Raw genomic sequence first — 13,165 nt, 5'->3', positions numbered from 1 at the left:
AAATCCTCTGAAAATCCACTGCGCTCCGAAATGATGGAAAAAGAATTGAGAACAATTGGACAAACTCAGATAGTTGAATTGAGACATCACTATTGTTACCATTGGGTCATAAAGATCACTCTTATGAGAACAATCCTCCGATACATACGTAATCACCGGTTTCAATACGACCCCCTTATTGAAGTCACTATTTCCAAAGAAAACATCCTCTCCAATTTGAGATATTTCCAATCCCTTTTCAAAAAAAGCGCCGTCGCTCCAGTGCTAAAAAGCAACGCATACGGGCACGGCCTCGTGGGAGTGGCGAAAATCCTCGACCCTGTTGGTCTCCCCTTTTTTGTCGTTGATTCATTCCATGAAGCTCTCATACTTCGTAACGAAAGAATCAAAACTCCCATTCTCGTCATCGGTTTTACCCGTACCGAGCACATCGCCAAGAATCGGCTCAAAAAAGTGTCCTTCACTATCACAAGCCTTGAACAGCTCAAAGCTTTATCGAGAAGCATCACCTCCCCGACGGTTTTTCATCTTAAAATTGATACGGGCATGGGCAGACAGGGCATACGGATAGACGAGCTAGAAATGTCAGCGGAACTCATAAAAAATAATCCGAATTTTCTTCTTGTGGGAATCGCGTCTCATTTCGCCGACGCGGACAATCTGAACGAAATATACACTAAGGATCAAATCCAAAGGTGGAATGAAGTAGTTCTCAAAGCTAAAACGGTTTTTCCGAATCTCACTTTTTTTCATATTTCGAACACCTCCGGATACTTTTATGAAAATCTCGTTAATGCCAATGTGGCCCGTGTGGGCATCGGCCTCTACGGAATCCGATTAAATGTAAAGCGGGATGCGGAATTGGTTTTGTTGCCGGCGCTTCAAATGAAATCCATTATTTCCGGAGTCAAGATGTATGAAAGAGGAGATAAGATTGGATATAACGGGACATTCGAGGCAAAAGACAAAATGGTTATCGCAACGCTTCCTTTGGGCTACTACGAAGGATTAGACCGTAGACTTTCCAATAAAGGATTCGTGGAGATAAAAAACATTTTCTGCCCCATTGTTGGACGAGTCAGTCTGAACATTACTTCAGTTGATGTGACAAATGTAAAAAATCCTCAAATCGGAGATGAGGTGACTGTAATAAGCAACAATCCGAAAGAAAGAAATTCTCTCGAGAATATCGCCAAAATCTGCGATACTACTCCTTACGACATTTTAGCTCACATTCCGAGTCAGATAAGACGAAATATCATATAACACGCAACATGTAACGTAAGAGAAAAGAAGAAGCTCTCTTAGACGTCTGAGCGAGCTATCTCTTTTTGAGAGCATTGCGGGAAATAATTTGAAAATAGATAAGCCGAAATATCATATAACACGCAACATGTAACATGTAACGTCAGAAAAATCTGTTCACATGCTGCGAGTTACAAGTTACATGTTACATGTTCCTCATTTCCCTTCGTCAACAATAGTCGTTTCAATATTTCCGTCTTGTATCTTGCTCACCATAAGCGAAATACCGCAATGGTTGCATTCGACTATCGTTCCCTCGGCGACATTTGCATAGAGAACGGGATCAACTTCATTTTTACATTCTGGACAAATTAGTAGCATAAGAAGCTGTTAGCTGTTGGCTTCTAGCTTCTAGCTAAAAGAAACAACTGTTTTGTTAGATAATAGGCTAATTTTACTCGAAAATTCACTTTAGGCAAATATTTTTCCAAGCAAACGCATAATAGCTAAAAGCTAAAAGCTAGTCTACAATACAAGAATGTTGACACCTCACGAACAATACCCCGCCCTTGCAAAAGCACTGGGCATATCAGCGCTCTATTTCAAACGTGAGGACCTTCATCCATATGGCTCGCACAAGGGCCGTTCAATCCCGAAAATGATTGAGCAGTATCTCGCGAAAGGCACACAGCATTTTGCTATTTCTTCTTCAGGAAATGCGGCATATGCGGCAGGGCTTTATGTTCGGGAATATAATCTGAAAAATAAGAACAAAATCAAACTCGATATTTTTGTGGGCAGAAACATTAACAAAGAAAAACTCGACTCGCTTCTAAAAATCACCGACCCCAATATCACAATTCAAAAAGTCGAGCGACCGCTTCAAAAACTTTTTGGCGTTCTTAAAAATCCCAAGGTAATAAGTTTACGTCAATCAAAAGATGACAGCGCGCTCGCGGGATACGAAGAGCTCGCTCGCGAACTTTCCGAAATCCCCAACTTGCAGGCAGTTTTCATTCCCACTTCTTCCGGCACAACAGCCCAAGCTCTCGGAGAGACATTCTCAAAGCTCAATTTCAAAATCCAAATCCATATTGCGCAAACCAGTTTCTGCCACCCAATCGCCGAAGTCTTTGGCAATCCCCCCATATCAAGGCCCGACCTTGATGAAAAAAATGAGACGAGCTCGATTGCCGATGCCATTGTAGACAAAACTGCGTACCGAAAAGACAAAGTCGTGGAAATAATAAAAAAATCCGGCGGATTCGGCTGGATTGCGACAGACCAGGAAATTTTGGATGCCCAATCGACCGCATTACAATCAACGGGCATTGTCCTTTCTCCCAACTCCGCCCTCGCCGTCGCCGGCCTCCAAAAATCTCTCAAAAACGGCTGGACATTCGACGGCACAGTCGCGTGCCTGATTACGGGGAGATGATGTATACTTATTACCAAAATGGGCTCTCTACCCAAACACTACATTCACAAAGAAGTCGAGCCCCGCATTTCCAAAATGTGGGAGGATGGCAACTACTTCACCCCCAAAATTGACCCATCAAAAAAACCATTCTCACTATTTCTTGACCCTCCAAACGCAAGCGGTGGTATGCATGTTGGAAACATCCTCATGATTGCTCTTCAAGATATCTTGGCCCGTTATCACCGAGCTAAAGGTGATACTACCCTATGGATCCCTGGTACAGACCATGGCGGATATGAGACTCAAGTTACATTTGAACGAGAATTGGAAAAAAAAGGTAAAAACAGATTTGATTACATTAAAAGTGAACTTTTTACAGAAATACAGCACTTTGTAGAACATAATAATGAGTTAATAAAAAAGCAGACAAAAGCTTTGGGAGCGAGTGTAGACTGGTCACGGTTTCGCTTTACGATGGACGAACGATCACTAAAATCAGTCCGGGAAACATTCAGAAAAATGATTGCTGATAATCTTATTTATCGACGACCGTATATGGTTAATTATTGTTCCCAGTGCGGAACAGTTTTGGCAGATATTGAGCTTAATGAGAAAAAGGAAAATACCTCTCTTTATTTCATTAAGTTTAAAGTCGAAAATAGTGAAGAACATCTCGCATTAGCAACTACACGTCCTGAATTTCTTTTTGCCACTACACATGTATTAATCCATCCAGCGGATAATAGGTTTGCACATCATATTGGAAAAATATTGAAAAATCCAATTTCAGGACATACGGTCGAAGTAATTGAAAGTAAAAGAAAATTTGACCCATTGACATGCGACCCTTATCTTTTTCCTTTTTCTCCTTCATATAATAATTATGACTACGGGTATACTTTGCGTAATTCTATTCCATCGCGAAATTTGTTGGATTGGAATGGCAATATGATTGAACGGAATCCAGGTATGAAGCCCGTTGAAGCGCGCAACAAAGAAATTTTATTCTTGAAGGAACTAGGAGTAATCGAAAAGATAGATAAATCGTACACGGATTCTGTTTTTCTTTGTAAACGCGGACATACAGTTGAAAGTATGATTATGCTTACATGGTTTTTGAAGCTTGATGATGAGAAAAAGTCATTAAAAAAACCTGCTCTTGAAGCAATGAGAAAAAGTGGACTTACTGTTTTTCCGAAATGGAGAGAGAAAGCATTGACTGGGTGGATAAACAAAATGCATGACTGGCCAATAGCGCGACAAAATGTATGGGGTATTAAAATTCCTGTCTGGTATGATATTTCCGATCCATCAAAGTTTATGATTTGGTTTGTTGATAGAGCCAGAAAGCAACATTATGGCAATTTAAAAACATTCTTAGAAACCGGTATTTCTCTAGGAGAAATATGTGATGGTTTAGAAAGAATTTATGCTTCTGAAGGTGAACCGTGGGTATTGGAAAAAGAGAAAAATAAATCTTATTTACCGGAAACAGATACGTTTGATACGTGGTTTTCTTCCGGACAGTGGGGTACAATCGTTTTCGATAACTTCTCTCCTGATTTTTCTTACTTTTACCCGAGTGACTCGTGCGTTCCTGGTGATGACTTACTTAGACTATTAATCGCAAGACAAATTCTTTTAAGTTACTACCTGACTGATCAATTGCCCTATAAAACCGTATATTTGCACCGTCTCATAAAGGGCTCAGACGGTCAAAAAATGAGTAAAAGCTTGGGAAACGCCGTCGATCCTGAATACTATTTAGAAAAATTTGGAGCAGATGTCACTCGCATGGCTCTTATTTCATATACACACCTGCAAGAAGATTTTATTTTTGAAGAGGAACGATTGCTTTTTTATCAGAAATTTTCACAAAAACTATGGAGCATAGGAAAATCTGTTTCATTGGCCGAAGAGTATGCATTCGCTTTTTCCAACTCTCTGCAATTTTCTTCAAATGACAAGAGAATTGCGGAGGCTCTTCATAAACTTAGTTCTTCCGTAAGCTTCTCTCTCGATAGGTTTTCGTTCGCAATAGCTCAGGAAAAATTGTGTGATTTTATTGTAAGCTTGGAAAATTACATGCACGATATAGAAACGCAATCAGACAATCATAGAACTTCCCTTTCCGTTTTGAGGCATGTGTACGCACAATATTTATCTCTCTTACATCCTTTCATGCCGTTCATGACAGAGGAATTACACGCAAAGTTGTATAATTCGTCTTCCACATTGGCCGCTACTACTAACTCAGATAAAAAGAAAGAGCGGGGATCATGAATAATGACCCTCCGCTCCTTTTGATTTTGCCAACAACTCGAAAGTGTTGGACTTAAAGAACACGCACCGCGGTGGCTTTCCGTTTTCCGTCAGGTTGTTCTTCGAACTTGACGGCAACTTTGCTCATCTTCCGCAAATGCGGAAACGAGGAATAATAGACCGGTTTGCCCCTGCGATTATGGAGCTGCTTAAAGTGAACGAAGCAGTCCTTCTTGTCCTCACACAGGAGGAAACCGTAACGTATGCTTGGAGGAAACATCTTGACTGTGGCTACTTGCCACCCCCCTTCCATCTGAAGTTCAGTTGGTAACTCCCACTCCTCCGGCTCCCAATGTGCAATGACGCACTTGTGAAGCGGGGTTGAGGCACCAATCTCGATGGCCGACGTGACCACTCCGCCGGCCAAATACTTGAATGACCGGAAGAAATCTGCACCAGGGTAGGCGTCTTCCGCAAAAAGGGGAACAACAGACGCAACATGCCCCTTTATCACCACGCTCTGCAATTTGCATTTTTGCGCGTTTTCCGGCGTCGTTCTCACAACCTGGCCACCATAGGCCTGGTTCAGAGTCAGAGTGAAGCGTCCGAAAATTGACGCAAGGCTGATGTTGAGAAGGATGAAGCGGCCAGACTGATCTATGAAGACCAGGTCAATGTCGCTTCCAACTTTATCAACCGTGCTCGGAATGTCCTTCTGAGCACGCGCCATCCATGTAATCGGAATCGAAAACGTTGGAACATCTTCTTCCGTGCAATCCTTTGGAGGACCATTCTGCGCCCAGTACAGCCTGACTCCATCCGCCAGTTCCCGTTGAAGAGAAAAGGTGATTTTGTTCGGCTGACCAGTAATGTGCAGGGGAACAACCATCGTGAATATATCGCCAAGGGGATGAAAATATTCCCCCATGGTAAAGTCATTAATCGAAACCGATACCGAACCAAAATGCTGGTTCTCGTAGGAGACCGAGCGGGTCACCGAATCGGAACCGAACATCGGACGATTTACTGGGGGTTCGACTGCGGGTTCACCGGCTTCTTTCTGGATGTCATCAAGCGCCCTCTCGAGCGCCCGCATCCCTTCATCTTCCACCAGACCGGCATTCCGATTTCCCGTTTCGTGCCGAGCGCGAAGTTGCTCTCTTGTGAGAGGCTTCAGCGGGGCGGGACGTTCAATGTCTTTCATTTTTTTTCCTTTTGTTTCTTTTTGTTTGTTGTTGTTTGATGTTGTTACCGTATTTTGAGAAAAACGATTAGGACCATTCGCATGAGTGGCATTCGCAACGCCACAATCCGCCTAGAGGCGCATGGTACAGAAATTCGTCCCAAAAGACGGTAACAACCCGATTGCAAAGAGCACTTTATTTCTGGGAGTATTATAGCATATCTGGGGTAAAAGTCAAGGACAGAAACCCCCAAAAAAGCCAGTGATTTACTGGCTTTTTTCGGGGTTTTGAGATACGGCTACTAGTCGAGTTCTTTTTTAGATTTTAGGAAAAAATAGAGGATGACGACAAATGTTACGAGCGGGGAGAGCCAGCTTGCGATATGCGCTCCAAAACTTTCAGAAAGCATGATGAGTCCCAAGAAAAGAATCGAGTACATCGCTCCGTTTTTCAAATAACGGTATTTTTTTATTCTTTCAATGTTGCCTACGGTAAGTTGTCTCAAGACAAGAGCCCCCAAGCCGTTGCCGATAAGAATCAGTGGAACAGAGAGCGTGAAGGCAAAAGCTCCCAAAACTCCGTCAATCGAAAAAGTGCTGTCAATCACCTCAAGATACAAAATTTTGCTTATATCAGACTTGGCGCTCGCGCCCGAGATAAGCTCTCGTTCGCTCTTCTCAGCATTTTCTTTAAAGCCGTGCGTGATGAAAAAAACAGTAGAACCGAGTACCGCCCCGAACGCCATAAATGGATTTATTTTGAGAGCGAACCATACTACCATGGCGAGAATGATTGATACGAGAGCGAAAAACCAATTGCCTTGCGAGTGAAAGAATTTCTCTCCAAAAAGTCCGTAATTTTTTGGCTCCAAAAAAAGCCAGTGAAGAAAAAGAAAGATGAGAAAGATCCCTCCTCCCGCAAGAAGGATAGGTGCTGCCGATTCTATCGCCAAATGCACTTTAGGGTCATTGCTAAAAGTCGCGGTAAAAGCCTGGACGGGTCCGAGCGAAGGAGTGGCCAAAAAAACGATAAGCCACGGCAAAAGACCGCGAACCACCACGACCGCAAATAAAAGCCCCCAGAAAAGGAACCATTTTCGCGCTTTCTTTCCCATAGTCGAAAGCACTTCGGCATTGATAATGGCATTATCAACACTGCTGATGATTTCAAAAAGACAGAGGCCGGATATGGTGAGTAGAATTGAAAACCAGGTCATAAAATGAAGTTAAAAGTTGAAAGTGTAAAGTAGAAAGTATAATTCGAAAGTTGGGAGAGATTCCAAAAAAAGTTGTCACCACGTCCCGTTTTTGCTATATTCTGTAAAGATTTTACGCGCGCATAGCTCAGTTGGTAGAGCACATCACTGATACTGATGGGGTCCTAGGTTCGAATCCTAGTGCGCGCACCGAGTCTGCGAGGGGCAAGCAAGAAAGCAAACTATTTTGCTTTCGCCTAGGATTCGAAAAGCTTCTCCCATATCCCCCACCACTTTGCAACAAAGTGGTGGGGGATGGGAAAGCTGTACTGAAGCAGTAGGCTTCGAATCCTAGTGCGCGCACCGAGACTTTTGAGGAAGCGCAAGTAGGTAATGCGATTACCTACTTCTAGGATTCGAAGCCCGATTGAGTATTTTTCGAGTCATCCTATGACGAAGAAAAAATCCAATCGGGGTACTGAACATGTAATGTTCGAATCCTAGTGCGCACATCTCATTATTTAAGGATTCGCAGATTTGGGCGAAGTTCGAGGAGCCAGCGAGTAATGTGACCAAGCTGTAGTTCTGATGCTACTGCGCGGGAACATACGGAGCTGGCGACAAAGAAATTCGCCAAATCTGTGAATCCTGCCTACTCGATTTTCTTGCCTGCCTTAATAGCTCCAATCAAATCCTCCCCCCTCTCCTTAAACGTTGCGTCAAGCGAAATAGCTTTTTGCAACTCCAGAACAGCATTCGTCCTATCGTTTATTTTGATGTAGCTCAAAGCAAGAGAAAGATGCGCTTGGAAATTTTTCGGGTCCTTCTCTATCCATTTTTTCCAAAGGGCAATCGCCTGCGGATACTGTCCCGAAACGCTAAACGCGCTCGGAAACCGCGCGTCCGACAAAAGCAGTGAATCCCATCTTGTGCCCAAAAGTTTCTGCGCTCCCGCATTGTCTTTCGAGTAGATGAGACCCAAAGCATAGATGACCCGTGCATCATCATACGTCGTATCAAGTTCGTAGGCTTTTTGAAACAGCTTGACCGCCTCGGGAATTTTGCCTGCATTTGCATACGCTTGCCCAAGCTCCAAAAGAATAGGCTGTTTCTTCGGGGAAAGTTCGACGGCTTTCTCGAGATACGGAATGCCCGCATTTGCTCCTTCAATTCGAAGAGCCATCGTGCCCGCGAAAAAATAATACCGAACGTCGAGCGGAGTCTCTTTAAGCTGTTGGTCAAGCTCTGTTTTCGCCAAAGTATAAAACGCGTCCTTCACTTTCTGGTCAGCATCTGAAGCAGACACCTGCTCCGCCGATTGCGCCAAAAATTCTCTCACCTCGCTTTTGCCGAGAAAACCATAGGAGAGAGCGCGTTTAAAATATTCGAGATTTTTTTGGAATCCTTGCTCCTGCGGAGAGATTGCCGAAATAAGATTTCGCGCCGTCTGGATTCCCCTCATATTTACAAAATAGAGAGAAAAGAGAAGCGCAATGGCAATCAAAATCGGAGCGACAATATCCGTCTCGTCTTTCTGTACTTTGTTTATTTTCTTATTAGATTTTACCGCATTCGCGACGGGAAGTACCCGAGTGCCCCCGTAAGTATAGTGGAGAAACGCGAGAACTGTGAAGAAAAAAATGTAACTTACGATGTTGTCAAAAACGGTAAGGTTCTCTAGAAAATAGGCGATCAAAAGTCCGGCAATAATCACCCTTTCCGAAAAAGGCATGCGAGGCGAGTCCCCGCGTCTATCTTTCCAAAGGTAATAAAATGCGACAACAAAAATGAAGAGGTACGCAAGAAGTCCGAGAATGCCTCCCGCGGTGAGCCAGTCGAATATAACGTTGTGAGCGCGATCAAACCAGGCTTCCTGATTATACATCGCCGGGTCATAGTGTGCATAGAAGAGATAATTAAAACTCTCCTCCCCCCATCCCAGAATCGGCCTCGCCTCCGCACCCTCAAGAGCCGCTTTGCCAATCAAATACCGCGACTTCCCTTCCCCAGAAGTGAAAAATGTCTTAATGTCCGAATTGAAAAGCGAGCTGAACCGAGATAGGGTAACATTATTCTTTACAAATTCACTGTCCTTCTCGCTCACAAAGACAGCGGACAAAATGATAATGCCGGCAATGACCGCGATGCTTATTCCCCGTAGTATTTTATTTTTTTTCTCAAACAGGGCGAGGAGAACGAAAATAATCGTAAGTCCGAATATGCTTCCCAAAATCGCCCCTCGCGTCGCAGAATAGTAGAGAGGAATCGAAAATAGTGCCATCGTGAGAAGATAAAAACTTAAAGCAACTTTATTTTTAGCACCGTCTCCCCATTTTTTCGACTTATACCAAACAAATGCGAGAATAATAATCGCTACGAGAGAGAGGATGAACAACCATGTATCGAGAGGACCAAAAAAGAAATTCTCTTTCACGCCGGGAGGAACGACCCCCGCATATTTCGCTTGAAGATCGGACAATCTTGCAAAATATGAAAAAAATTGATTTATTAAAAAAAGGATACTTCCCAGCATTCCGCTTGCAACAATATTTCGGAGTTCTCCTGCATTTCTTTTCACCGCAAAGAGTAGCGCGAAGAAAATGAGAAACAAGAAATACACGCCAAGATAGCTCGCGTTGCCGAAAGTCCCGTCAACTCTCACTCCGCCTTGGTTGATGACAAGCTCTCCGCCTAACTGCAGAGCGCAATAGAGAACCATGAAAATGCCGACACCGATGTTGGTATGAAGAAACCAACTCCATAATTTCTGCGTTTGAAACATTGTCGCCGCCACGAGAAAATATGCGAGCAAATGGACATGAGTGACTAATCCCTCCATTCTTTCAAAATTGCTCCAGATGCTCTTAGATGGATTGACACTAAAAATGTCAGCGACAGCGATAATTCCTAAGAAAGCGAGAAGTGCCCAAAGAATGAGCGACCCCTTTGGCCGGTATTGAGGATGAGCGACCACAAGCGCAAGCCACGCGGCAAAAACAATTTCCACGATAATTCTGAACGCAAAATTTTTCCCCGTGATAAAAGGAAAAAGAAGGCTTGGAAAAAAGTGTCCCTCTGCAATAATAAGCGGAACGAAAGGAACGAGAAAGAGACCGGAAAGCGCGATGTATTTGAGAGTTTTTTGATACACGAAAATGTAAGTAAAGGTGTAAGGTGTGAGGTGTGAGGTGTAAGGTGTAAGGTCGAAAATATTACTTCACTATCATACTCAAATTTAGGGGCTCTGCAAATGCAATTATCTCTCCCTTTTTATTGAGATTGTTTTGTGGTATGGTACGATGTGGTAAAATGAAAAAAATATGAAGTCAAAAAAGACAGTCTTCGTCTCAGGCACATACGAACTCCTTCATGGAGGTCACGTTCAATTCTTCAAAGACGCAAAGGCAGTCGGGGGTCCGGGTGCTCGTCTTGTTGTTTGCTACGCGGACGACGCAACGGTACTCGCTTACAAGAAAAGAAAAGCGATTCTTTCTGAAGCGCATAGGCGAGGAATCCTTGAAGAATTGCGGACAGTCGACATCGTAGTCATGGGACGCAAAATGAAGGACCCTATTTTCGACTTTGTGGAGGCGTTTGATTCGATTAAACCAGACTTTTTGGTTTCAACCGACGACGACAAACACGCTGACCGAAAAAAAGAGTTCTGCGAACTGCGCGGAGCAAAATACGTTCAGATCAGGAAGTCGCTCGACTTTACTCCGATTTCGACAAGTGAGATGAGGAAAAGACTTCTTGAGTCTGAATCTTGAGAATAATTCACAACCGCTTTTTCAAACGGAGTGGGTAAAATCTTCAGTGTTGTGAGCCATCTTTAGGGGTGGCTTTTTTCTTTTGCCTTTCTATTAAATGACACCTTTTGACACCTTTTGACACTTCTTGTTATGTGGCATACAATTACGCGCATGAACCAGAAAATTAATTCTGATGCCGTTTATACAACGATTGAAACCAGAAAAATCCTCAAGATCAGTCAAAGCACGATTAAGCGCCTCCTTAAGAGAGGTCTGCTTCGCGCAAACAAAGTTGGCGGACAGTATCGAATCCTTGGAAAAGAAATTTTGAGGATTCTTTCCCCCAATCTGGAAAAGGAAGCGGTCAAGTCATACATGGGACTCAAGAAAAAAGTCGTGAAAAAGATAAACAAATGGTAAACTAGCCAACAATGAGCACTTCTTTAACAATCATTAGACCAAGGAAAATATTCCATTTGCGGGACCTGAAGGAGATCTGGGCATATCGTGAGCTCCTGTATTTTTTTACCTGGCGCGACCTCAAGGTTCGCTACAAACAGACCGCCATCGGCGCTGGCTGGGCAATATTTCAACCGTTCATCACGATGGTTGTCTTTACGGTTTTTTTTGGACAATTGGCTAAGATGCCTTCCGACGGAGTCCCCTATCCGATATTCGTCTACGTCGGACTATTATTTTGGCAATTCTTCTCGAGCGCGCTTTCTGAAACGAGTAGCGTGCTCATAACCAACCAAGCCATCATCACCAAAGTCTACTTCCCGCGCCTCATCCTTCCTATCTCATCGGTCGTGACCAAGCTCGTGGATTTCGCTATAGCATCAGTCATATTGGTCGGGCTCATGGTCTACTACGGGTACATGCCGAACCTAGCTGGATTCCTGCTCATGCCACTTCTTCTCCTCATTAGCGTCATGGCGGCTATTGGAGGTGGTCTTGTTTTGGCAGCTGTGAACGTCAAGTATCGCGATGTGCGCTATGCCCTGCCTTTTTTCATCCAGATTCTTTTGTTCTTAACGCCTGTTATTTATCCTGCGAGCATCGCGGGAAAATATTCGAAGTTGCTCGCCTTGAACCCCATGACCGGCGTCATCCAAAACGCCCGCGCCGCTCTCTTGGGCACCGCGCCCATAAATTGGACGCTCATCGGCATCTCATTTTTGGCCTGCCTCATTTTGCTTTTCGTTGGCATTTACGTCTTCAAAAAGGTTGAGAGATATTTTGCGGATATTATATGAAAATGCTATACGTTTCAGTTATTGGTTATTTTCCACCTATATCCGAAACGTATGAACTTGACCTATATTTTGGAGGTGATATACTCATCTCAAGATATTATATAAATATACAATAACATGAGATACACTGAATTACTCGAAAATCTTACGGATTCCATATTTTCAATCCAGGACCTAAGAATCATGGGTCAAAAGGTCATACCCGCCCAATTCACATCCCTTGCAAAGAGCAAGCAGATCATCCGTCTCAAAAATGGGCTTTACGCCATAGCAAACAAGAAAAATGAGCTGACTCAAGAAAATATCTCGTTTAGGCTCTATCAACCCAGTTATTTGAGTCTTGAGTGGGCTCTGCATTATCATGGATTGATTCCGGAAATCGTATATACGCCAACTTCTATAACAACTCGAAATACCAGACAAATAAAGAACGACTTTGGTCTATTTGTGTATAGACATATAAAGAAGGAACTATTTTGGGGATATACAATTCAGGAAACAGGTGCGCGGATGTTTCTCTTAGCTGAACCGGAAAAGGCCCTGCTTGATTATATTTATTTCAATCTAGCGAAAATACAGAGCGCAGACGATATCGAAGGATTACGTCTCAATCCTATCACACTAAACAGTCTCAATAAGGAGAAGCTGGCGAAGTACGCCAAGATATTCGACAACAAAAGAATTACAAAGATTGTAGAAAGTTTAATGAAATAGACATGCTTAATTTCCAACAAGTGCGAGAAAATTTCGACGCAGAAGTCTTCCGTGACAATCCAAGGGGGGCTTTTATCGAGTACCTACAATGCGAACTTCTGGATTCTATTTTCAAACAGAATCAAAGCGAAAAACTG

At 43.3% G+C, this 13,165-nt stretch carries 11 protein-coding genes and 1 tRNA gene; 8 read left to right on the top strand and 4 right to left on the bottom strand.

All coding sequences use genetic code 11. The annotated features are described in order from the left end of the window. Positions 1-123: 123 nt before the first annotated feature. Positions 124-1,266, top strand: coding sequence for an alanine racemase (alr, locus tag ABI430_00060; GenBank protein ID MEO8637283.1), 1,143 nt, complete (start codon positions 124-126; stop codon positions 1,264-1,266). Positions 1,267-1,461: 195 nt separating this feature from the next. Here the strand turns inward: alr and ABI430_00055 are convergent, their stop codons facing one another. Further along, positions 1,462-1,626, bottom strand: a complete 165-nt coding sequence (locus tag ABI430_00055; GenBank protein ID MEO8637282.1) for a hypothetical protein — start codon at positions 1,624-1,626, stop codon at positions 1,462-1,464. 157 nt (positions 1,627-1,783) lie between these two features. On the opposite strand from ABI430_00055, the gene ABI430_00050 reads away from it, so the two are divergent. Together ABI430_00050 and ABI430_00045 are read left to right on the top strand one after the other, a co-directional pair. Next, positions 1,784-2,683, top strand: a complete 900-nt coding sequence (locus ABI430_00050) for a PLP-dependent lyase/thiolase (GenBank protein MEO8637281.1) — start codon at positions 1,784-1,786, stop codon at positions 2,681-2,683. Between the two features lie 75 nt (positions 2,684-2,758). Next, entirely contained in the window at positions 2,759-4,948 is a 2,190-nt protein-coding gene (locus tag ABI430_00045) for a class I tRNA ligase family protein (protein ID MEO8637280.1), read from the top strand. Positions 4,949-5,000: 52 nt separating this feature from the next. Here the strand turns inward: ABI430_00045 and ABI430_00040 are convergent, their stop codons facing one another. After that, positions 5,001-6,131, bottom strand: coding sequence for a hypothetical protein (locus ABI430_00040; GenBank protein ID MEO8637279.1), 1,131 nt, complete (start codon positions 6,129-6,131; stop codon positions 5,001-5,003). 281 nt (positions 6,132-6,412) lie between these two features. Continuing rightward, positions 6,413-7,327 carry a DUF475 domain-containing protein gene (locus ABI430_00035; GenBank protein ID MEO8637278.1) on the bottom strand — a complete coding sequence of 305 codons (915 nt, stop codon included), beginning with the start codon at positions 7,325-7,327 and terminating at the stop codon, positions 6,413-6,415. 116 nt (positions 7,328-7,443) lie between these two features. On the opposite strand from ABI430_00035, the gene ABI430_00030 reads away from it, so the two are divergent. After that, positions 7,444-7,516, top strand: a tRNA-Ile gene (locus tag ABI430_00030). Positions 7,517-7,958: 442 nt separating this feature from the next. Here ABI430_00030 and ABI430_00025 read toward each other — a convergent pair. Continuing rightward, positions 7,959-10,457, bottom strand: a complete 2,499-nt coding sequence (locus ABI430_00025; protein MEO8637277.1) for an O-antigen ligase family protein — start codon at positions 10,455-10,457, stop codon at positions 7,959-7,961. Between the two features lie 169 nt (positions 10,458-10,626). Between ABI430_00025 and ABI430_00020 the strand changes: the two genes are divergently transcribed. The 4 genes from ABI430_00020 (at position 10,627) to ABI430_00005 (ending at position 13,028) form a co-directional block, all read left to right on the top strand. After that, a complete protein-coding gene (locus tag ABI430_00020; GenBank protein MEO8637276.1) occupies positions 10,627-11,076 on the top strand; it encodes a hypothetical protein in 450 nt (149 codons plus the stop codon). Between the two features lie 153 nt (positions 11,077-11,229). After that, positions 11,230-11,478, top strand: coding sequence for a helix-turn-helix domain-containing protein (locus ABI430_00015; GenBank protein MEO8637275.1), 249 nt, complete (start codon positions 11,230-11,232; stop codon positions 11,476-11,478). 11 nt (positions 11,479-11,489) lie between these two features. Further along, positions 11,490-12,314, top strand: a complete 825-nt coding sequence (locus tag ABI430_00010) for an ABC transporter permease (GenBank protein ID MEO8637274.1) — start codon at positions 11,490-11,492, stop codon at positions 12,312-12,314. 117 nt (positions 12,315-12,431) lie between these two features. Then, entirely contained in the window at positions 12,432-13,028 is a 597-nt protein-coding gene (locus tag ABI430_00005; protein MEO8637273.1) for a hypothetical protein, read from the top strand. Positions 13,029-13,165: the final 137 nt, after the last annotated feature.

This window comes from Candidatus Taylorbacteria bacterium (assembly GCA_039934295.1).
GTDB lineage: Bacteria > Patescibacteriota > Minisyncoccia > Phycocordibacterales > HO2-43-120 > HO2-43-120.
Note: the sequence above shows the minus strand (reverse complement) of the source record. Positions and strands in the feature narration are given on the sequence as shown.

What these genes read in the sequence shown, in the direction of transcription:
- alr (MEO8637283.1), top strand. Translation starts at nt 124, where the DNA reads ATGAGAACAATCCTCCGATACATACGTAATCACCGGTTTCAATACGAC.
- ABI430_00055 (MEO8637282.1), bottom strand. Translation starts at nt 1,626, where the DNA reads ATGCTACTAATTTGTCCAGAATGTAAAAATGAAGTTGATCCCGTTCTC.
- ABI430_00050 (MEO8637281.1), top strand. Translation starts at nt 1,784, where the DNA reads ATGTTGACACCTCACGAACAATACCCCGCCCTTGCAAAAGCACTGGGC.
- ABI430_00045 (MEO8637280.1), top strand. Translation starts at nt 2,759, where the DNA reads ATGTGGGAGGATGGCAACTACTTCACCCCCAAAATTGACCCATCAAAA.
- ABI430_00040 (MEO8637279.1), bottom strand. Translation starts at nt 6,131, where the DNA reads ATGAAAGACATTGAACGTCCCGCCCCGCTGAAGCCTCTCACAAGAGAG.
- ABI430_00035 (MEO8637278.1), bottom strand. Translation starts at nt 7,327, where the DNA reads ATGACCTGGTTTTCAATTCTACTCACCATATCCGGCCTCTGTCTTTTT.
- ABI430_00020 (MEO8637276.1), top strand. Translation starts at nt 10,627, where the DNA reads ATGAAGTCAAAAAAGACAGTCTTCGTCTCAGGCACATACGAACTCCTT.
- ABI430_00015 (MEO8637275.1), top strand. Translation starts at nt 11,230, where the DNA reads ATGAACCAGAAAATTAATTCTGATGCCGTTTATACAACGATTGAAACC.
- ABI430_00010 (MEO8637274.1), top strand. Translation starts at nt 11,490, where the DNA reads ATGAGCACTTCTTTAACAATCATTAGACCAAGGAAAATATTCCATTTG.
- ABI430_00005 (MEO8637273.1), top strand. Translation starts at nt 12,432, where the DNA reads ATGAGATACACTGAATTACTCGAAAATCTTACGGATTCCATATTTTCA.